16 protein-coding genes are annotated in these 20,292 nt (G+C 74.8%); 10 read left to right on the forward strand and 6 right to left on the reverse strand.

Features of this window, described 5'->3' with window-relative positions; genetic code table 11:
- Positions 1-44: 44 nt before the first annotated feature.
- The 3 genes from ACFCZN_RS03125 (at position 45) to ACFCZN_RS03135 (ending at position 3,386) form a co-directional block, all read left to right on the forward strand.
- Entirely contained in the window at positions 45-473 is a 429-nt protein-coding gene (locus ACFCZN_RS03125) for a single-stranded DNA-binding protein (RefSeq protein ID WP_429762397.1), read from the forward strand.
- A gap of 128 nt (positions 474-601) precedes the next feature.
- Positions 602-2,284, forward strand: a complete 1,683-nt coding sequence (ettA, locus tag ACFCZN_RS03130) for an energy-dependent translational throttle protein EttA (RefSeq protein ID WP_429762396.1) — start codon at positions 602-604, stop codon at positions 2,282-2,284.
- Between the two features lie 130 nt (positions 2,285-2,414).
- The gene (locus tag ACFCZN_RS03135) at positions 2,415-3,386 is read left to right on the forward strand and encodes a phosphotransferase (RefSeq protein WP_430555780.1); all 972 of its coding nucleotides are present in this window, start codon (positions 2,415-2,417) and stop codon (positions 3,384-3,386) included.
- 12 nt (positions 3,387-3,398) lie between these two features.
- On the opposite strand, the gene ACFCZN_RS03140 is transcribed toward ACFCZN_RS03135, so the two are convergent.
- On the reverse strand, positions 3,399-4,184 hold the full coding sequence (locus ACFCZN_RS03140; RefSeq protein WP_429762394.1) for an SDR family NAD(P)-dependent oxidoreductase: 786 nt from the start codon (positions 4,182-4,184) through the stop codon (positions 3,399-3,401).
- Positions 4,185-4,339: 155 nt separating this feature from the next.
- On the opposite strand from ACFCZN_RS03140, the gene ACFCZN_RS03145 reads away from it, so the two are divergent.
- From ACFCZN_RS03145 to ACFCZN_RS03155, 3 genes are read left to right on the forward strand one after another with little or no spacing between them, the layout of a single operon-like run.
- The gene (locus ACFCZN_RS03145) at positions 4,340-6,403 is read left to right on the forward strand and encodes a dynamin family protein (protein ID WP_430555781.1); all 2,064 of its coding nucleotides are present in this window, start codon (positions 4,340-4,342) and stop codon (positions 6,401-6,403) included.
- On the forward strand, positions 6,400-8,139 hold the full coding sequence (locus ACFCZN_RS03150; protein WP_430555782.1) for a GTPase: 1,740 nt from the start codon (positions 6,400-6,402) through the stop codon (positions 8,137-8,139). The genes ACFCZN_RS03145 and ACFCZN_RS03150 overlap by 4 nt, the downstream gene beginning before the upstream one ends.
- A gap of 54 nt (positions 8,140-8,193) precedes the next feature.
- Positions 8,194-8,697, forward strand: a complete 504-nt coding sequence (locus ACFCZN_RS03155) for an acyl-CoA thioesterase (RefSeq protein ID WP_429762391.1) — start codon at positions 8,194-8,196, stop codon at positions 8,695-8,697.
- A gap of 70 nt (positions 8,698-8,767) precedes the next feature.
- Here the strand turns inward: ACFCZN_RS03155 and ACFCZN_RS03160 are convergent, their stop codons facing one another.
- The 3 genes from ACFCZN_RS03160 to ACFCZN_RS03170 form a co-directional block, all read right to left on the reverse strand.
- Positions 8,768-9,745, reverse strand: a complete 978-nt coding sequence (locus tag ACFCZN_RS03160; RefSeq protein WP_430555783.1) for a DNA topoisomerase IB — start codon at positions 9,743-9,745, stop codon at positions 8,768-8,770.
- A 59-nt stretch (positions 9,746-9,804) separates the two neighbouring features.
- A complete protein-coding gene (locus tag ACFCZN_RS03165; RefSeq protein ID WP_429762389.1) occupies positions 9,805-10,728 on the reverse strand; it encodes an acyl-CoA thioesterase in 924 nt (307 codons plus the stop codon).
- A 61-nt stretch (positions 10,729-10,789) separates the two neighbouring features.
- Positions 10,790-11,197: a globin gene (locus ACFCZN_RS03170; protein ID WP_429762388.1), complete on the reverse strand. Its 408-nt coding sequence runs from the start codon at positions 11,195-11,197 to the stop codon at positions 10,790-10,792.
- A 104-nt stretch (positions 11,198-11,301) separates the two neighbouring features.
- Here ACFCZN_RS03170 and ACFCZN_RS03175 point away from each other — a divergent pair, with 104 nt between their 5' ends.
- Positions 11,302-11,550, forward strand: coding sequence for a glucose PTS transporter subunit EIIB (locus ACFCZN_RS03175; RefSeq protein WP_429762387.1), 249 nt, complete (start codon positions 11,302-11,304; stop codon positions 11,548-11,550).
- Position 11,551: 1 nt separating this feature from the next.
- Here ACFCZN_RS03175 and ACFCZN_RS03180 read toward each other — a convergent pair whose 3' ends face one another.
- Positions 11,552-12,613 carry a mechanosensitive ion channel family protein gene (locus ACFCZN_RS03180; protein WP_430555784.1) on the reverse strand — a complete coding sequence of 354 codons (1,062 nt, stop codon included), beginning with the start codon at positions 12,611-12,613 and terminating at the stop codon, positions 11,552-11,554.
- Between the two features lie 250 nt (positions 12,614-12,863).
- Between ACFCZN_RS03180 and malQ the strand changes: the two genes are divergently transcribed.
- Both malQ and ACFCZN_RS03190 read left to right on the forward strand, forming a co-directional pair.
- Positions 12,864-14,957: a 4-alpha-glucanotransferase gene (malQ, locus tag ACFCZN_RS03185; protein ID WP_430555883.1), complete on the forward strand. Its 2,094-nt coding sequence runs from the start codon at positions 12,864-12,866 to the stop codon at positions 14,955-14,957.
- Positions 14,958-15,140: 183 nt separating this feature from the next.
- Positions 15,141-16,112, forward strand: a complete 972-nt coding sequence (locus ACFCZN_RS03190; RefSeq protein ID WP_429762385.1) for a type IV toxin-antitoxin system AbiEi family antitoxin domain-containing protein — start codon at positions 15,141-15,143, stop codon at positions 16,110-16,112.
- A 148-nt stretch (positions 16,113-16,260) separates the two neighbouring features.
- Here ACFCZN_RS03190 and pepN read toward each other — a convergent pair whose 3' ends face one another.
- Positions 16,261-18,825, reverse strand: coding sequence for an aminopeptidase N (gene pepN, locus ACFCZN_RS03195; protein WP_430555785.1), 2,565 nt, complete (start codon positions 18,823-18,825; stop codon positions 16,261-16,263).
- A 234-nt stretch (positions 18,826-19,059) separates the two neighbouring features.
- On the opposite strand from pepN, the gene ACFCZN_RS03200 reads away from it, so the two are divergent.
- The gene (locus tag ACFCZN_RS03200; protein ID WP_430555786.1) at positions 19,060-20,154 is read left to right on the forward strand and encodes a hypothetical protein; all 1,095 of its coding nucleotides are present in this window, start codon (positions 19,060-19,062) and stop codon (positions 20,152-20,154) included.
- Positions 20,155-20,292: the final 138 nt, after the last annotated feature.

Here is a 20,292-nt window from a genome sequence, read left to right on the forward strand (position 1 = left end):
GGGGGCCCGCCGGCGCCTGCCGGCGGCGGACCCAGGAGGAGCGCATGAACGAGGTCAGCATCACGGTGAACGGGTTCGTCGGGACGAAGCCGACGCTGCACCGGTCCGACGGCGGGGTCGAGTGGACCACGTTCCGCGTGGCGAGCACGCGGCGGCTGCGCGACCCTCGCAGCGGCGAGTGGTCCGACGGCCAGACCCTGTGGTTCACGGTGAAGTCCTTCCGTACCGGCGCCCGCCACGTGGCGGAGTCGCTGGCGCAGGGCGACCCCGTGGTCGTCACCGGCAGGCTGTCCACGGAGGAGTGGACGGACAAGGAGGGCAAGGACCGCTGGCAGCTCGTGATCGACGCGCACGGCGTGGGCCCGGACGTCACCCGCGGGCTGGCGCGGTTCACGCGCGTGGTCGACCGTGCGGACCCCGAGGACCTGCCCGAGCCCGATCGGGAGCCCGAGCCGGTGCCGGTCGGCGTGTGAGGCCCGAGGTCGCGTAGGCTGGTGGACCGGCCGCCATGCCGGTCCTCCAGCCTGCCCGCTGGAGCCTCGAACCTCTCGGACCCGATCCCTCGGGTTCGCCGCGCGATCGAACGGTGGAAGCAGAGCCAGTGGCTGAGTTCATCTACTCCATGTACAAGGCGCGCAAGGCGCACGGCGACAAGGTCATCCTCGACGACGTCTCGCTGAACTTCCTGCCCGGCGCCAAGATCGGCGTCGTCGGCCCCAACGGCGCCGGGAAGTCGACGATCCTCAAGATCATGGCGGGCCTCGAGCAGCCGTCCAACGGCGAGGCGCGGCTCTCCCCGGGGTACACGGTCGGCATCCTCCTGCAGGAGCCGCCGCTCAACGAGGACAAGACCGTGCTCGGGAACGTCGAGGAGGCGGTCGGCCCGCTCAAGGCGAAGATCGACCGGTTCAACGAGATCTCCGCCCTCATGGCGGAGCCCGACGCCGACTTCGACAGCCTGCTGGCCGAGATGGGCACGCTGCAGGAGGACATCGACGCCGCCGACGCCTGGGACCTCGACTCCCAGCTCGAGCAGGCGATGGACGCCCTGCGCTGCCCGCCGCCGGACGCCGACGTGAAGGTCCTCTCCGGTGGTGAGCGCCGTCGCGTGGCGCTGTGCAAGCTGCTGCTGGAGAAGCCCGACCTGCTGCTGCTCGACGAGCCCACCAACCACCTCGACGCCGAGTCGGTGCTGTGGCTCGAGCAGCACCTGGCCACCTACCCGGGCGCCGTCCTCGCCGTCACCCACGACCGGTACTTCCTCGACCACGTCGCGGAGTGGATCTGCGAGGTCGACCGCGGCCGCCTCTACCCGTACGAGGGCAACTACTCCACCTACCTGGAGAAGAAGCAGGCCCGCCTCGAGGTGCAGGGCAAGAAGGACGCCAAGCTCGCCAAGCGCCTCAAGGACGAGCTCGAGTGGGTGCGCTCCAACGCGAAGGGCCGCCAGACCAAGTCGAAGGCGCGCCTGGCCCGCTACGAGGAGATGGCCGCGGAGGCGGAGCGGACGCGGAAGCTCGACTTCGAGGAGATCCAGATCCCCGCCGGCCCGCGCCTGGGCAGCGTGGTCCTCGAGGCCAGCAACCTGCAGAAGGGCTTCGACGGCCGCCAGCTCATCGACGGCCTGAGCTTCACGCTGCCGCGCAACGGCATCGTCGGCGTCATCGGCCCGAACGGCGTCGGCAAGACCACGCTGTTCAAGACCATCGTCGGCCTGGAGCCGCTCGACGGCGGTGACCTCAAGGTCGGCGAGACCGTCAAGATCTCCTACGTCGACCAGTCGCGCGGCGGCATCGACCCGAAGAAGACGCTGTGGGAGGTCGTCTCCGACGGGCTCGACTTCATCAAGGTCGGCAACGTCGAGATCCCCTCGCGCGCGTACGTGGCGTCGTTCGGGTTCAAGGGCCCGGACCAGCAGAAGCCCGCGGGCGTGCTGTCCGGTGGTGAGCGCAACCGCCTCAACCTGGCGCTGACCCTCAAGCAGGGCGGCAACCTGCTGCTCCTCGACGAGCCCACCAACGACCTCGACGTCGAGACCCTCGGCTCGCTGGAGAACGCGCTGCTCGAGTTCCCCGGCTGCGCCGTCGTGGTCTCCCACGACCGGTGGTTCCTCGACCGGGTCGCGACGCACATCCTCGCGTACGAGGGCACGGAGGAGGACCCGGCGAACTGGTACTGGTTCGAGGGCAACTTCGCCTCGTACGAGGAGAACAAGGTCGAGCGCCTGGGCGCTGACGCCGCGCGCCCGCACCGCGTGACGTACCGCAAGCTCACGCGCGACTGAGCGCGCGGGCCCCGAGCCCGCACAGCGAGCCAGCACGGCCCGCACGACGCCCCCGGCACCCGTGGTGCCGGGGGCGTCGTGCGTCTGAAATGCGTGGGGTGCGGGACCGCTCGTCGGAGATACTCCTGCGATGACCACGACGACCACCCGCGCCCGCCCCACCTGGCCCGACCTGCCCGCCGCCGTGCGCGCAGGGATCGAGGCGCGGCTGGGGGCGCAGGTGACGGGGTGGACCAGCCACGACGGCGGGTACTCCCAGGGCCTGGCGTCCACGCTGCGCACCGACCGCGGCGCGGTGTTCGTCAAGGCGGTCGGTCCGGAGCACTCCTTCACGGTGGGCCTGTACCGCCAGGAGGCGGAGCGCGTGGCCCTGCTGGGCGACGGCGTGCCCGCGCCGCGCCTGCGGTGGCTCGCCGAGGTCGGCGTCGCCGGGGGCCTCGACTGGGTCGTGCTGGCCTTCGACGCCGTCGACGGGCACGCGCCGGCGCAGCTCTGGCGCGAGTTGGAGCTGCGTGCCGTGCTCGATCTCGCGGTCGAGGTGGGGACGCACGAGGTCGGCGCGGGGGTGCTCCCCGAGTTCGCCGCCGAGCTGCCCGCGCATCTCACCGGGCGGCTCGCGGCGGAGCGCCCGGAGGGCCTCGCGTCGTACGACCCGTGGCTCGCGCAGCACCTGGACCGCCTCGCGACGCTCGAGCTCGAGGCGCCGGCGGCCGTCGCCGGGAACCGGCTCGTCCATGGCGACCTGCGCGGCGACAACGCGCTGCTGGTCGGTGGCGGATCGGGCCGCGGAGCGGCCCGGGTCCGGGCGGTCGCCGTCGACTGGGCGTACCCGGGACGGGGCGCGGCGTTCTGCGACCTGGTGGGCATGCTGCCGGCCGTGCAGGTGGAGGGCGGGCCGGCGCCGGAGGAGGCGCTGCGGCTCCGCCCCCTGCCGGCGGGGACCGACAGGGACGCGGTGACGGCCTACCTCGTCGCGCTCACCGGATACTTCGTGCACTCGTCGCTGCAGCCACCCGTCCCCGGCATCCCGCACCTGCGGGCGTTCCAGCGCGCCCAGGGCGAGGTGTGCGTCGCGTGGCTGCGCCGTCGTCTGGGGGCCTGACCTCGCCGTCGGTCAGGTGGCGACCCGGGCGGCCAGCGGCACGACGAGGGAGCGGGGGAGCAGCCGCCCGAGGCCCGCACCGAACCGGTTGAGCGCCCCGGGAACGACGCTCGACGGCGTGCGTCGCGCGTCGAGCGCGCGGATCCCGGCGGCCACCACCTCGGGAGCCGACTGGAGGCTCGCCGAGGCGGCGAGCGGCGACTCTGCGACATCGAAGAACTCCGTGCGGGTCGGGCCGGGGCACAGGGCGGTGACTCGCACGCCCGTACCGCGCAGCTCGTGGGCCAGCGCCTCGGTGAAGCTCAGCACGAACGCCTTGGTGGCGCCGTACACGGCCATGGTCGGGACGGGCTGGAAGGCCGCCATGCTGGAGACGTTGAGGACGAAGCCCCGTCCCGAGGCGGTGATCGGGCCGAGCAGCGCGTGGGTGAGCGACACGACCGCGCCGACGTTGAGCCGGACCTCCCGGTCCAGGCGGTCGCCGTCGGCGTCGACGAAGGCGCCCGAGGTGGCGAACCCGGCGTTGTTGACGAGCGAGTCGACCGTGATCGACCGCTCCTCCAGGAACGAGGTCAGCGCTGCGGCGGCGCCGCCGTCCGCGAGGTCGAGCGGGAGGACGTGCGCGCGCACGCCGAACCCGTCCTCGAGCTCCCGGGCGAGCGCGGCGAGCCGCTCGGCCCTCCGCGCGACGAGGACCAGATGGGAGCCGCGCGCGGCCAGCACCCGCGCGAACTCGGCGCCGAGGCCTGAGCTCGCGCCGGTCACGACGGTGGTGGTCTCGTGCAGGTCGAGGGGCATCAGGCGAGTTCCTTCCGACGGTGGCGGTGACGCCCCACTCTCTCGTGGACGTCCTCACCCGTGGTGTTCGGCGCCGGCGCGCCCGCGGACCGGTCGGGTGCGCCCTCTCGGGGGTCGGCTCTGCACGGATCGTCCCTGATGGGCAGACTGGGCACATGACCGACCCGGACACGACCGCCGCCCCCGACCCGCGGGACGAGGCGGCGGCCCGGGGGCTGGTCGACGCGCTCGAGACGCTGCGCGCCCGCCTGGGTGCCCTGCGCCTGCCGCTGGAGACGCCCGGGGTGGGTGCGGCGCGGGCCGACCTGCACCAGGCCGTCGACCAGCTCGACGACTACCTGCTGCCGAGGCTGCGGGCGGAGCGCGCGCCGCTGCTCGTCGTCGTCGGCGGTTCGACCGGCGCGGGGAAGTCCACCCTGGTCAACTCGCTGCTCGGGGAGCCGGTGTCCGCCCCGGGGGTGCTGCGACCTACCACCCGCGCGCCCGTCCTCGTGCACCACCCCCTCGACGCCCGATGGTTCACCACCGACCGGGTGCTGCCCGGGCTGGCGCGCGTGACCTCGTCGGGCCGTCTGCCAGACACCCCGCCCACCGGGGCGCCAGGGGCGTCTGACAGGTCTCCGGCGCCGACGCACGCGTCAGACGTCGGCCGCACCGGGGTGCGCGGTACCCCTGACATGTCCGGGGCGGAGGGGGCCGCTGCGCTGCGGCTGGTCGCGAGCGAGGCGCTGCCGCAGGGGCTCGCCCTGCTCGACGCCCCCGACATCGACTCCGTGGAGACGGCCAACCGCGAGCTGTCCGCACAGCTGCTGGGGGCCGCCGACCTGTGGCTCTTCGTCACGACGGCGGCGCGGTACGCGGACGCCGTGCCGTGGGACCTGCTGGGCCAGGCCGCGCGCCGGCGGGCGCAGGTCGCGATCGTCCTCGACCGCGTGGACCCCGGCGCGGAGGTCGTGGCCGACGACCTGCGTCGCATGACGGTGGAGCACGGGCTGGGCGACGCGCGCGTCTTCGTGCTCGGCGAGGCGGCCGAGCAGGGACCCGGAGCCCTGGTGGACGGGCTGCTCCCGGAGACGGCCGTCGCGGAGGTCGCCACGTGGCTGTCCGGGCTGGGTGGCGACCCCGAGGCGCGGGCACGGGTCATCGCCGCCACGCGAGACGGCGTGGTGGACGACCTGGTGCGGCGCGCGGTCGCCCTCGCCGAGACCGCGGACGGGCAGGAGGTGGCCGACGCCCGGCTGCGCGACGCCGTCCGGCGGTACCACGCGGAGGCGCTGGAGCAGGTGGAGGTGGCGACGTCCGACGGCGCGCTGCTGCGCGGCGAGGTGCTCGCCCGCTGGCAGGACTTCGTCGGGACGGGCGAGTTCTTCAGGTCCGTCGAGGCGGGCGTGGGGCGCGTGCGGGACGCGGTCGTGCGCTTCTTCCGCGGCCGCCCGAAGGAGGCGCCGCAGGTGGAGCAGGCCATCGCGCACGGGCTGGAGTCGGTGATCCTCGACGCGGCGGAGCAGGCCGCCGAGCGCACGTTCGCCGCCTGGCGCAGCGACGGCGCGGGCGCGGCGCTCCTGGACGGCCTCGACCTGGCGCGCGTCCCGGCGGCCCTGCGCACCGAGGTGGCGGAGCAGATCCGGGGCTGGCAGGAGGACGTGCTGGCGCTCGTGCGCGAGCAGGGCGAGTCGCGGCGCGGCACCGCCCGGGCGGTCTCCTTCGGGGTGAACGCGCTCGGCGTGAGCCTCATGGTCATCGTCTTCGCGTCGACCGCCGGCCTGACGGGCGCCGAGATCGGCATCGCCGGCGGCACGGCGATCGTCGCGCAGAAGCTGCTCGAGGCGGTGTTCGGCGACGAGGCCGTGCGCCGCCTCGCGGCCCAGGCCAAGGAGCGGCTGAACGGCCGCGTCGACGCGGTGCTGCGCGGGCAGGCCGCCCGGTACACGGCGCAGCTCGACGCGCTCGGCACGCAGGAGACCGGGGCCGACGGCGTCCGGGACGCCGCCCACCGGGTCGCCGCGGCCGCCCGCGCCGAGCGGGCGGCCCGGTCCGTCCCGACCGAGGGCGTCACCCGGCCGTGGAGCGGCGGGCTGCTGCGCGGCGCCGGCACGTTCCGAGCGCCCGAGGCACCGGCGGGCCCCGGCGAACCGCCCACCGCCGACGAGGCGGCACCCGCCCGGCGGGGCGGCTGGTGGTCGCGCCGCCGGTCCCGGCGCGAGGAGGGCGACCGGTGAGCCGGATCGACCTCGCGGACCGGACCGCGGCGCTGGAGTCCGCCGTCGTCGCGGCGAGCGGCCGCCTCGACCGCGAGCTGCTCGACGACGCGCGCGCCGTCGTGACGCGGGCCCGCGAGCGCGGCGGGCTCTCCGCGGAGCACACGGTCGTGGCGCTCGCGGGCGCCACCGGCTCCGGCAAGTCGAGCGTGCTCAACGCCGTCGCGGGCTCGGAGATCGCGACCGTCGGGGTGCGCCGGCCCACGACGTCCCACGCCGTCGCGGCGGTCTGGGGCGACGGCGCCGGGCCGCTGCTCGACTGGCTGGAGGTCCGGCGGCGCCAGGAGATGCCGACGCCGGCGGACGACGACCCGGGCGACGACTCCGGCGCGGCGCGCCCGCGGCGCGGGCTCGCCCGGCTGCGGGGGAGGCGCGGCCCGGCGGGGATCTCGACCGGTCTGGTGCTGCTCGACCTGCCCGACCACGACTCGGTCGTCGTGGAGCACCGGGTGCGGGCCGAGCGGCTGGTGGAGCGGGCCGACCTGCTGGTGTGGGTCGTGGACCCGCAGAAGTACGCCGACGCGGCGCTGCACGAGCGGTACCTGCGCCCGCTGGCGGGCCGGTCGGAGGTCGTCGTCGTGGTGCTCAACCAGGCGGACCGGCTGTCCGACGCCGAGACCGACGCGATGCTCGCCGACCTGCGCCGGCTGGTCGCCGCGGACGGTCTCGACGGGGCGCGGGTGCTGGCCGTGTCGGCCGCGACGGGGCGGGGGATCGACCAGCTCAAGGGGCTGCTCGCGGAGGCGGCGGCGCGCCGCGAGGCGGCGACCGCGCGGCTCGCGGCGGACGCCCGCGCGGCCGCCCAGCGCATCGCGGACGCGTGCGGGTCCAGCCCGGCGTCGCGCGCGGGGGAGCGGGCGGCCGACGCGCTGGTGGACGCGCTCGAGGCTGCCGCCGGGGTGCCGACGGTCGTCGACGCGGTGGCGGCCGCGCACCGTCGGGACGCCCACCTCGCCACGGGATGGCCGGTCACCCGGTGGGTGTCGCGGCTCAGGCGCGACCCTCTGCGACGGCTCGGGCTGCGGCGCGGCCCCGACGGCACGGCGACCGACGGGTCGGGAACCGCGACGGGGCCCGAGCGACCCGACCTGGTGCGCAGCTCCCTGCCGACGACGCGCCCCGCCGTCCGCGCGGCGTCGGCGTCGGCGGTGCGCCGGTACGTCGACGAGGTGACCGAGGGCGCGCCCGACCCGTGGGTGCTGGTGGCGCGCGACCGGGCGCAGGACGCGATCGACCGGATGCCCGGGGACCTCGACCAGGCGGTCGTCGGCACCCGCCTGGAGGCGGCGCGCAGGCCGCGCTGGTGGGCGGCGGTGGGCGCCGTGCAGTGGCTGCTCCTCGCGGTCGCGGTCGTGGGCCTGCTGTGGCTCGGCGCCGCCGCGGCGGTCGAGTACTTCCGGCTGCCGCCGCTGATCCTGCCGGTGCTCACCGTGGACCTCACGGCCTCGGGCGGCGGGGTGCTCGAGGTGCCGTGGCCCACCCTGCTGGCGATCGGGGGACTCCTCGCGGGGCTGCTGCTCGCGCTCGTCGCGCGGGTCTTCACGGCGTGGGGCGCGCGGCGTCGTGCGTCGCGCGTGCGCCGCCGGCTGCGCGAGTCCGTCTCGGGCGTCGCGGACCGGCTGGTGCGCGTGCCGGTGGGGGACGAGCTCGCCGCCCTCGCCCGCTGCCGCGCCGCGGCGGCGATCGCAGCCGGCTGACGGCGGTCCCGGGCGATGCCGTTCGGGAGGCGACGCCGTGCGACGATGCGGACCATGACCCGTCTGCACGTGCCCGTCCCCCTGCGCTGGTCGGACCTCGACGCCTACCAGCACGTCAACAACGTCGCGATGCTCCGCCTCCTGGAGGACGCGCGCATCACGGCGTTCTGGCGGCACCCGGAGGCCGCGGACGGCGAGGAGTGGCCCACCGCGGTCCTCGACACCGGCCCGCACGCCACGTCGCACACGCTGGTCGCCGGGCAGCAGATCGAGTACCTGCGGCCGCTCGCCTTCTCCCGCACCCCGGTCCGGGTGGAGATGTGGATCGGCGCGATCGGGGGCGCGAGCCTCGAGGTCTGCTACGAGGTGCACGACGGCGTCCCCGGCGGGTTCGACCGCACCGGCCCGGCGTCCGGCGGCAAGGCGTACGTCAAGGCCGCGACGACGATCGTCGTCGTCGACGCCGCGACCGGCGCCCCGCGGCGCATCGCCGACGACGAGCGCGCGGCCTGGGAGGCCTACCTCGAGGAGCCGGTGGCCTTCCGCCGCCGCGGCTGACCGCGAGGCAATACGGATCGCGCCGAGGTAGTACGGATCGCGCCGAGGTAGTACCGGTACCACCTCGCGGTCAGCCGAGCAGGTCCAGCACCGCGCGCTCGGCGGCGGAACGTGTGCGCGTCGGGCCGATCGTCTCGCCGTGCTCCCACAGGTCGACCAGGCGCGGGTCGATGTACGACGCGCGGGCGACCGCCGGGGTGTTGCCGAGCTCTTCGGCGACGTCGCGCACGATCTCCGCGACCACCCGCCGCCGCGCCCGCTGCGACCGCGGCGGCGCGCCGACGTCGGCCAGGGCGCGCGCGGCGAGCACGGTGGCGTGCCAGGTGCGGAAGTCCTTCGGCGTCGCGTCGTCGCCGAGGCGCTCCTTGACGTCGGCCTGCACGTCCGCGCTGGTGACGTCGTGCCAGTCGGCCTCGCCGTCCTCCCGCCACGCGAGCAGGTCGTCGCCCCCGCGGCGCCGCTTGAGGGTCGTGACCAGGGACGCGACCACCGGGTCCTCGACGAGGACGTCGCGCAGCTGCCCCGACTTGGCGGGGTAGCGGAAGTGCACGCTCCCGTCGCGCCGCACGGTGGCGTGCTCCTTGCGGATCGTCGCGAGTCCGTAGCTGCGGTGCTTCGCGGCGTAGACCTCCCCGCCGGCGCGGAAGTACGCGTCGTCGAGCAGCCGGAACGCGAGCGCGAGCACCCGGCGGCGGCCGACGCCGTCGCGGCCCAGGTCGCGCGTCACCCCGGCGCGGGCGGCGGGCAGGCGCCGGCCCACGTCGAGCACGTGGTCGTGCTTGCGGCGGGCGCGCCGCGCCTGCCACTCCTCGTGGTAAAGGTACTGGCCGCGCCCGGCGTCGTCGCGGCCGAACGCCTGCAGGTGGCCGTCGGCGTACCGGCAGATCCACACGTCGGTCCAGGCCGGCGGCACCGCCAGGCGGGTGCACCGCGCCACCTCGGCCTCGTCGTCCAGGGGCGCGCCCTCGACGTCGAGGAACACCCAGCCGCCGCCCTTCGCGCGGCGCGAGTAGCCGGGAGAGGACGCGGAGACGCGGCGCAGTCGCACGCGCACAGTGTGCGGCGACCGCGCGCTCCCCGCAGCGCCTCGGCCCGTGGCGCCCGACGTCAGCCGGGCAGCCGGATCATGCCCTCCTGCGCGATGCTCGCCACCAGCCGGCCCTCGCGGTCGTACACGCGGGCCAGGCCCAGGCCGCGCCCGCCCTGCGCGCCCGGCGACTCCTGCACGTACAGCAGCCAGTCGTCGGCGCGCGCGTCGCGGTGGAACCACATGGCGTGGTCGAGGCTCGCCATCGGCACGGCGCCGCCGACGTCGATCCACGACCTGCCCGCCTGGCGCAGCACCGGCTCGAGCATGACCTGGTCGCACGCGAAGGCGAGCAGCGCGCGGTGCAGCAGCGGGTCGTCGGACGCGATCGCGTGCCGGGCGCGCACCCACACCTGCTGGGTGGGCTTCGGCTCCGGGTCGGGGCCCAGGTACAGCGAGCCGCCGACGTGCCGCAGGTCGAACGCCGACTCGTGCGACCAGAACTTCGCGGCCGGGTGGTCGATGCCGTGGAGCACCTCGATCGCCGACGGGACGTCCTCCGGCGCCGGGACGCCGGCCGGCACGGGCTCCGCGGCCTCGTAGCCGGGCTGGTCGGTCTGGAACGACACCGTCAGCGACAGGATCGGCTTGCCGTGCTGGATGGCGTGCGTCCGGCGCGCGCTGAACGACCGTCCGTCGCGCAGCCGCTCCACGGCGAAGTCGATCGGGGTGTCCAGGGCGCCCTCGCGCAGGAAGTAGGCGTGCAGCGAGTGGGGCAGCCGGTCGTCGTCCACCGTGCGCCCGCAGGCCAGCAGGGCCTGGGCGAGCACCTGGCCGCCGTACACGCGCCGGCCGGGGCCGGGCACGCTGTCGCCGCGCCACAGGTCGTCCTCGCCGCGCGGGCCCCAGCCGTCGACCTCGCGCAGGTCGAGCGCCGACAGCAGGCGGTCCAGGGCGTCGGGGATGCCCGCGGCGGCGGGCGTGGTGGTGGACGTCTCGCTCACACGCACTCCAGGTCGATTCGCAGGGTGGGTCGCGGGGTGTGCCGCGCGGACCGCGGCGGGGTCACTCGTCGAACGTGTTGATCATGCTGTACGCCGCGCGCTCCAGGTAGTCCCACAGCTGGGACTCGTGGATCGGCGCCAGGTCCAGCGCGTCGACGGCGGCGCGCATGTGCGCCAGCCAGCGGTCGCGGGCGTCCGGGTTGACCTTGAACGGCGCGTGCCGCATGCGCAGGCGCGGGTGGCCGCGCTGCTGGCTGTACGTCGTCGGGCCGCCCCAGTACTGCTCGAGGAACAGCGTGAGCCGCACCTTCGCCGGCCCGAGGTCCTCCTCCGGGTACATGGGGCGCAGCACCTCGTCCGTGGCGACGCCCTCGTAGAACACGTCGACGAGGCGCTCGAACGTGGCGTGCCCGCCGACGGCGTCGTAGAACGTCTCCGGCGGGGTCACGGGTGAAGTCTGGTCCGTCACCGGGCCATCCTCCCAGACACCCGCGGTGCTGCTCCTCCCGCTCGGCGCCCGGGAGCGTTACCCTGGTCACGGACCTGCAACGACGCATTCCACGGGAGGCCCCCATGACCATCGCCCCGCACAAGGCCGACGACATCCTTGCGGCGCTCGGCGGCAGCCGGAACGTCGTCGACCTCGAGCCCTGCATCACGCGGTTGCGGGTCGAGGTGAGCGACCCGGCCCTCGTGGACGACCAGGGCCTCAAGGCGTCGGGCGCGTTCGGCGTGGTGCGCTCGGGCCGCGTGGTCCAGGTCATCGTGGGCCCGGAGGCCGACGACCTCGCCGCTCAGATGGACCCCCTGCTCGTCTCCTGACTCAGCCCTCGGTCCCCTGCTCGATCACCGCCGGCTCGACGTCGGCCGGCGGCAGGAGCACGCCCGCCGCGCGCAGCTCCGCCTGCGCGCGGCGGCGCAGCTCGCGCGAGACCTCCCACTGTTCGCCCGGCCGGGTCTGCGCGTGGAGGGTGAACGACATGGTGATGTCGTAGACGGCGTCCACGCCGCGGACCGACGGCGCCTCGAGCAGCAGCGGGGCCAGCTCCGGGTCGGCCTGCACGCCGTCGGCCGCGCGGCCGAGCGCGGCCCGCACGGTGTCGAGGTCGGCGTCCAGCGGCACCCGGACCTCCGCGACGGCGCGCGACCACTGCTGCGTCATGTTGCCGGCGCGCAGGATCTCGCCGTTGCGCACGTACCAGAGCGTGCCGTCGAAGGCGCGCACCTGCGTGACGCGCAGCTGGACCTCCTCGACCGTGCCGAGCGCGCCCGAGCCCAGGTCGACCACGTCGCCCACACCGAACTGGTCCTCGACCAGCAGGAAGATGCCGGAGATGAAGTCCTTCACGAGGGCCTGGGCGCCGAAGCCCAGCGCGATGCCGACGACGCCGGCAGAGGCGACCAGCGGGCCCACGTTGACCTGGAGCTCCGCCAGGATCATCAGCGCGATGATCGTGCCGACCACGATGTTGGCCGTCGAGCGCAGCACCGACCCGACGGTGCGTGCCCGCTGCGCGCGCCGCTGGCTGGCCAGCGGGTTCGCCATCGCCAGGGCGTCCTCGACGAACGGCGTGCGCTGCAGGTAGCGGCGCCAGGCGGGGCCGCCCTCGGTGGTCGTCGTGCCCGAGCCGGTCGCGATGCGCTCGGTGACGTGGCCGATCACGCGACGCAGCAGCGCGAGGACGAGCAGCCCCACCACCAGGATGATGAGGATGTGCAGGGGCCAGCCGGTGAACCACTCCCAGAAGGACGAACCGGCGTCCGCGGCGGCCTGGATGGTGTCCTCGACGGCGGACTCGGTGGTCGTCGTGCTCGGGCTGGGCGTGGGGGCGGGGGTCACCGCCGTCGGGGCAGCGGTCCGGAGCGTGGAGATCACGGGGGTCACCCGCCCACGGTAGCGAGCGGGGGCGTCGCGGCGAAACGTCGGCGGGCGTGACGTCGTGCCGCGTGGGCGGACGCCCTGGTGGGACGGGGATGGCAGGATCGTCTCCGTGAGCAAGGACCAGCCGACCACCCCGGACGACGCCCGCGACGAGACCCCGGACGACGCCCGGGACGATACGGGCGGCACGTCCGAGGCGGCGCACGCCGACGAGCCGAGCGCCGAGCTGCGCGAGCTCGCCGAGGCGTACGGCGTGCTCGGCGAGCACCACGGCTTCGGCGGCGAGGTGGTGGTCGCCCCCTCGTCGACCCTCGTGGCCGTGCTGGGCGCGCTGGACGTGCCGGCGGGCACGCCTCAGCAGGTGACGCACAGCCTGCAGCGCGCCCGCGACGACGAGTGGCGGGCCGTCCTGCCGCCCACGGTCGTGGTGCGCGAGGGCGACGGCGCCCAGGTCCCGGTGCACGTCACCGACGGCGCCGCCGTGCACGTCTGGCTCGAGCTGGACGGCGCGGAGCCGGCGGCGCGCGAGCACGCGGTGCGCCGCCGCCGCGACCTGGAGCAGCTCGACGTCCTCGTGGAGCCGCGCTCCGTGGACGGGCGCCGCGTGGGCCGCGCGACGTTCGCGTTGCCGGACGACCTGCCGCTGGGCTGGCACTCGCTGCACGCGCTCACCGAAGGCCACGAGTCCCGCGTCACGGTCGTCGTCACCCCGCGGCGGCTGGAGCTGCCGGCAGGGCTCGACGACGACCAGTGGTGGGGGTTCCTCCTCCAGCTCTACTCGGTGCGCTCGCGCACGTCGTGGGGTGTGGGCGACCTGGCGGACCTCGCCGACCTGGCGTGGCTGACGGCGCACCGCGCGAGGGCGGACTTCGTCGGCGTCAACCCGCTCTCGGCGACCGAGCCGGTGACCCCGGTGACCCCCTCGCCGTACCTGCCGACCAGCCGGCGGTTCCTCAGCCCGCTGTACGTGCGGGTGGAGGACATCCCGGAGACGGCGTACCTGTCGGCGGCCGACCGCTCCCTCGTGGAGTGGGCGGCCGACCCGGTGCGCGACCTCGTGGCCGATCCCGGTGCGCTGGACCGCGACGCGGTGTGGGAGGCCAAGAAGGCGGCCCTCGAGGTGGTGTTCACCGCGCCGCGGCGTGCCGCGCGCGAGGCCGCGTACCAGGAGTTCGTCGCGGAGGAGGGCGCGGGCCTGCGCGACTTCGCCACGTGGTGCGCGATCGTCGAGCACCTCGGTTCCCGTCCGCGACCGGACGAGCTCGGGGACCCGGCGTCGCCCGCGGTCGCCGCGCTGCGCGAGCAGCTCGCCGAGCGCGTGGAGTTCTACGTGTGGCTGCAGTGGGTGGCTGACGAGCAGAAGCAGACCGCCCAGCGCGTGGCCCGCGAGGCGGGGATGCGGATCGGCATCATGCACGACCTGGCCGTCGGCGCCCACCCCCAGGGCGCGGACGCGTGGGCGCACCGCGACGTGCTCGCCCGCGACGTCTCCGTGGGCGCGCCGCCGGACATGTACAACCAGCAGGGCCAGGCCTGGTCGCAGCCGCCGTGGAACCCGCGGGCCCTGGCGCGCGCGGGATACGCGCCGTACCGCGACATGCTGCGCACGGTGCTGCGGCACGCCGGCGCGCTGCGGGTCGACCACGTGCTGGGTCTGTTCCGGCAGTGGTGGGTGCCCGAGGGGTCCTCGCCGGCCGACGGCGCGTACGTGCGCTACGACCACGAGGCGCTGCTCGGCATCCTGTGCCTGGAGGCGCACCGCGCGGGCGCCGTCGTCGTGGGGGAGGACCTCGGCGTCTTCGAGCCGTGGGTGCGCGACGAGCTCGCCGACCGCGGCGTGCTGGGCACCTCCGTGCTGTGGTTCGAGAAGGAGGACGGCCGCCCCCTGGAGCCGGAGAAGTACCGGCGCGCGTCGCTCGCGACGGTCGGCACGCACGACATGCCGCCCGCCGCCGGGTACCTCGCGGGGGAGCACGTGGACCTGCGGGAGCGCCTCGGGCTGCTCGCCGACGACGCGCAGGAGCTGCGCGCCGCCGCCCGCACCGAGCGCGACCAGGCGGTGCTGGCCCTCGCCGTGCGCGGTCTGGTCTCCGAGCACCCGTCCGAGCGCGAGATCGTGGAGGGGCTCCACCGGTACCTGCGCAAGACGCCCGCCGCCCTCGTGGGCGTGCAGCTCACCGACGCGGTCGGCGAGCGCCGCACGCAGAACCAGCCCGGCACCGACCAGGAGTACCCGAACTGGAAGGTGCCGCTGGCCGACGGGTCGGGCAACGTCGTCCTGGTCGACGACCTCTTCGACAACGCCCGTCTGATCTCCCTGGTGCACGCCGTCCGCACCGCGAGATAGAGAACCTTCCGCCTGAGATAGAGAACTGTGCGGCTCGAGATAGAGAACCTCCCGCTCGAGATAGAGACCTGTGTCGGACGAGAGTGAAACCTGACGCAGTCCACAGGCGAGCGGCCCGGCAGGCTGTCCACAGATCCGCCCTGCGGCGGCCTGCTCTGACAACCGGTGCCCCATCGTGGGCCGATGGAACTCGCCCGCCCGGCTCCGCCGCCGCTCGTACCGCCCACGCTCCCCAGGCTCCTGACCGCGCGGAGCATCCCCGACGCCGAACGCATCGCGGACCTGGAGGACGAGCTGGTGCGGGTGCGTCCCGGCCTCTTCACGACGACGGACCCGGCGTCGCCGGTCGCGATCGCGCAGCGCGACGTCCTGCTCGCCCGGATCGCCGCTGCCCGCGCCCACCTCGACAGCGAGTATTGGTTCAGCCTCGACTCCGCGGCGGCCCTGCACGGGCTCTGGACCTACCGGCTCTCGCGCCGTGTGCACCTCACGCAGCTGTACCCGCCACAGGTCCGCCGCGAGGACGACTCGTGGGACCACCGTTTCCACCTGACGCGCCACTGGACGGCGCTGCCGCTGCGGGACCGCACGCTCGTCAACGGCGTCCCCGTCACGACGATCGAACGGACCGCCGCGGACTGCGCGCGGCTGCTGTCACTGCCGGCGGCGCTCGTGGTGATGGACTGCGCGCTGCACCACCGGGCGGACCGTGAGCTCATCGCCCGCATCATCGACGAGTCGCGGGGTAAGCGCGGCGTCGTGCAGGCACGCCGCGTGCTCTCCCTGGCCGATGCTGGCTCCGAGTCACCGGGCGAGAGCCTCACCCGTCTGGCCGTGATCGACTGCGGGCTACCCCGACCGTCGACGCAGATCCCGGTGGAGACCACGCTCGGAACCAAGTGGATCGACCTGGGTTGGGAAGAACCCAAGGTCGGGATCGAGTTCGACGGCGAGGTCAAGTACACCGATCTCGCCGATGGCGACCCGGACGCCGTGCGACGTCGTGAGCGCGAGCGTCACGAGGCGATTGAGGCCGAGGGCTGGAACCTCGTGCGCAACGCGTGGCCCGACATCGACGCGCCGCACGGCTTCGACGTCCGCGTCCGGCGTGCACTCGCGGGGAGGTGGCGCCTTCTGCCCGACCGTGACGACTGACCGAAAGACCGTCGTCCGGGACGCCGATGCCCCTCGAGACCTGGTCTCGAGGGGCATCGGCATGTCCGGTCGAGATCTCGCGGACCTCGCCTCTCTATCCCGCAGCTCCCGCCTCTCTACCTCGGCGGGGCGGTTCTCTATCTCGCGGTCAGGCGTCGACGGCCTGGGCGGCGAGCGCGCGCTCGGTGCCGGCGAGCTGCTCCACGACCATGCGGCGCAGGGCCGCGGGGGCGTCGGCGTTCGCGTCCAGCCAGCCGCGGACGGCGTCGCGCAGCGCGGCCGACGCGAGCGGCGCCGGGTAGAGCCCCTCGATGAGCTCCTCCGCGATGTGGTAGCTGCGCGTGGTCCAGATCGGCAGCAGCGCGTCGACGTAGCGGGCGGCGAACGGCTCGAGCACGGCCGGGTCGGTCACGTGCACGAAGCCGGCGGCCGTGGAGCGGATGATCGCGTTCGGCACGTCCGCCCGGTCGACGACGGACGCGAACGCGGCCTCCTTGCCCGCGACGGTCGGCGTCGCCGCACGCGCCCGGGCGGCCGCCTGTCGGCCGGTGGCCGTGTCGTCCTGCGCGAGGGCCGCGTCGATCTCGGCCTCGTCGGCCGCGCCGAGCAGCACGAGGCTCTCCAGCAGCTCCCACCGCAGGTCGGTGTCCACGGTGAGCCCGTCGAGCGCGACCGTGCCGTCGAGCAGGCCCCGCAGCGGGGCGACGTGGTCCGGCGTCGACGCGAGCTGCGCGAGGAACTTCACCAGCTGCAGCTGCAGGTCGGAGCCCGCGGCCGCCTCCTGCGCGAGGCCCCAGAGCCGGTCGCCGATCCGCGCCAGCGTGGCGGCGCGACGCTCGGGCGCCACGTACGAGCGGGCGGCCAGGCCGAGCTGGTTCAGCGTGGTGCGGACCGTCGTCGACTCCGTCTCGGCGGCGATGTTGCCGAGCACGAGGTCCACGTACGACGACGCCGGCGTCTCGCCGTCGCGCACTGCGTCCCACACGGAGCCCCACACGAGGGACCGGGCCAGCGGGTCGGAGATCCGCGACAGGTGCTCCACGGCCGCCGCGAGCGACGCCTCGTCGAGGCGGATCTTCGCGTACGCGAGGTCCTCGTCGTTGAGCAGCACGAGGGCCGGGCGCTCGCGGCCCACCAGGTCCGCGACCTCGGTGCGCTCGCCGTCGACGTCGATGACCACCTGGTGCGTGCGGGTCAGCACCCCGTCGACGAGGTCGTAGAAGCCGATCCCGAGCCGGTGCGGGCGGATGGTCGGGTAGTCGGCCGGGGCCGACTGCAGCACCGCGAAGCCGGTGATGCGGCCCTCGGCGTCCACCTCGATCTCGGGGCGCAGGGTGTTCACGCCGGCCGTCTCGAGCCAGGCCTTCGACCAGGCGGTCAGGTCGCGGCCGCTGGTGGCCTCGAGCTCGACCAGCAGGTCGCGCAGCTCGGTGTTGGACCAGGCGTGCTTGCGGAAGTACGCGGAGACGCCGGACAGGAACTCGTCCCGCCCGACCCACGCCGCGAGCTGCTTGAGCACGGACGCGCCCTTGGCGTACGTGATGCCGTCGAAGTTGACCTGCACGTCCTCGAGGTCGCGGATCTCGGCGACGATCGGGTGCGTGGAGGGCAGCTGGTCCTGCCGGTAGGCCCACGTCTTCTCCATCGCGGAGAACGTGGTCCAGGCGGCCTCCCACTCGGTGGCCTCGGCGGTCGCGAGCGTGGACGCGTACTCCGCGAACGACTCGTTGAGCCAGAGGTCGTTCCACCACTTCATGGTGACCAGGTCGCCGAACCACATGTGGGCCAGCTCGTGCAGGATCGTCACGACGCGGCGCTCGCGGACGGCGTCGGTCACCTGGGAGCGGAAGACGTACGACTCGGTGAACGTGACGCAGCCCGGGTTCTCCATCGCGCCCATGTTGTACTCGGGCACGAAGAGCTGGTCGTACTTGTCGAACGGGTACGGCACGCCGAACGTCGACTCGTAGAACTCGAAGCCCTTGCGGGTGGTCTCCATGATGTAGTCCGCGTCCAGGTGCTCGGCGAGCGAGGAGCGGCAGAAGACGCCGAGCGGGATCGTGCGGCCGTCGGAGGACGTCAGCTCGCCCCGCTGCACGGCGTAGGGGCCGGCGACGAGGGCCACGAGGTAGGACGAGATGCGCGGCGTCGGCTCGAACGTCCAGGTCGCGGCCGGGACGTCGGCGTCCGTCGTGTGCGTGTCCGGTGTCGGCTCCGGCGTCGGCTGGTTCGAGACGACCTGCCAGGCCGCGGGCGCCGTGACGGTCACCTGGTAGGGCGCCTTGAGGTCGGGCTGCTCGAAGGTCGCGAAGACGCGGCGGGCGTCCGGCACCTCGAACTGGGTGTAGAGGTAGACCTCGCCGTCCACCGGGTCGACGAAGCGGTGCAGGCCCTCGCCGGTGTTCATGTAGGCGCAGTCGGCGACGACGCGCAGCTCGTTCGTCGCGGCCAGGCCGGTCAGGGCGATGCGCGAGTCGGCGAACACCTCGGCCGGGTCCAGGGCGACGCCGTTGAGCACGACCTCGCGCACCGACGGCGCGACCAGGTCGACGAACGTGCTCGCGCCGGGGGTGGCGGAGAACCGGATGACGGTGGTGGACGCGAACGTGGTCGGTCCGGTGGTGAGGTCGAGGTCGACGGCGTACGACTCGACGTCGGTGACGACGTCGGCGCGCTCGATCGCCTCGGCGCGGGTGAGGTTCTCTCCGGGCACGGGTTCTCCCTTGTCTCCAGGTGGTGCAGCGCGTGATGGGCGCGCAGGCTCGCGCACGATGATGCCACCTCGGGCCTGCCGGGACGCACGGGATTCCCGGCCTCGGCCGCGCACGGGGCGGGGGCGGGTTCGACCGCCGAGACCCGATCGTGACATCCTGCCCGGTGCGTCGCCGCCGTGCGGGTCCCCGCCACCCGGCGCACGACGCCCGAGGAGTGACTGGAGGGAGTCCAGATGTCCGGCACCGTTCCGCCGCCCCCGCCGGGGTCCGACGGCAGGCCGTCGAGCGTGCCGCCGGCAGTGCCGCCGACGTCGCCGGCCACCGGGGTGCGCCGCGTCGCGTCCGCGTACCAGCGCCCGGTCGGCGCCGACCCGGTGGCCGAGGTGCCGCTGCAGCAGGTCACGGCGCCCGCGCCCGCCACGCCCCCCGCGGGGGCGGCGACGGTGCACGCCCCCGTGCCCCCGCCCCCGGACGCCGGGGCCACGGCGCCGCAGGTGTCGCAGCAGCAGGCCGCGTACCCGCCGGCCGCCCAGCACACCCAGCAGCTGCCGCCGGCCTACGCGGTACAGCCGGCCTACGCGGCACAGCCGGCGCACGCGCCCCAGCCCGCCTACGCGCCCCAGCCCGCCTACGCCGCGGCCCCGGTCCCTGCCGTGGAGGCGACGCAGGTGCACCCGCCGTACGCGCAGCCTGCGCCGCAGGCCGCGGCCGGGTACGCGGCTCCGGCCGGGTACGCCGCGCCGGCGGCGGTCGGCGCGCCACCGCCCCCGCCCGCCGCGCCGCGCCGACGACGTCGGCTCTCGGCCGGGTGGATCGCGTTCATCGCGGTCGACGTGGTGCTCATCGTGACGATGGTGGTGCTCGCCGTGCAGATGTTCGGCACGCCGTCGCCCACCGCTCCGCAGGCGGGCGGCGCCCCCGTGGCATCGCAGGAGCCGTCGGCGTCCGCGTCCGAGGAGGCGCCGATGCAGGGCGAGGTGCTCGCGCGGTTCGCGGCCCCGTCGAAGAACATCACGTGCTCGATCTACGACGACGGCGTCTCCTGCGGGATCGCCCAGCTCAACCAGCAGCCGGCCCCGATGGAGGGCTGCGACGGGACCACCGGGTACGTGGTGACGGTCGACGGCGAGGGGAAGGTCGCGCAGCCGTGCGTCCCGAAGGACCAGCAGCCGAAGGCCGCCGGGGACGACGCCGACGTCCTGGAGTACGGCGACTCGATCACCGAGGGCGACTACACCTGCACCAGCGAGGACACGGGCATGTCGTGCACGCACGACCCCACCGGCAACGGCTTCTCGCTCGCCCGGGCGGGCATCGGCACCAGCTGACCCCGCCGGCCCCGGCCGGGTCCTGAGACGACCCCCGACGCGGCGAGGCCGCCACCACCCGGTCCGCCATCAGCGCGAAGTCCACCGGCTCCAGCACCCCGTTGCCATCCACGTCGAACAGCGAGAAGACCGTCCTGA

Origin of the sequence: Isoptericola sp. NPDC056134, from assembly GCF_042264825.1 — a bacterium.
Classification (GTDB): domain Bacteria; phylum Actinomycetota; class Actinomycetes; order Actinomycetales; family Cellulomonadaceae; genus Isoptericola; species Isoptericola nanjingensis.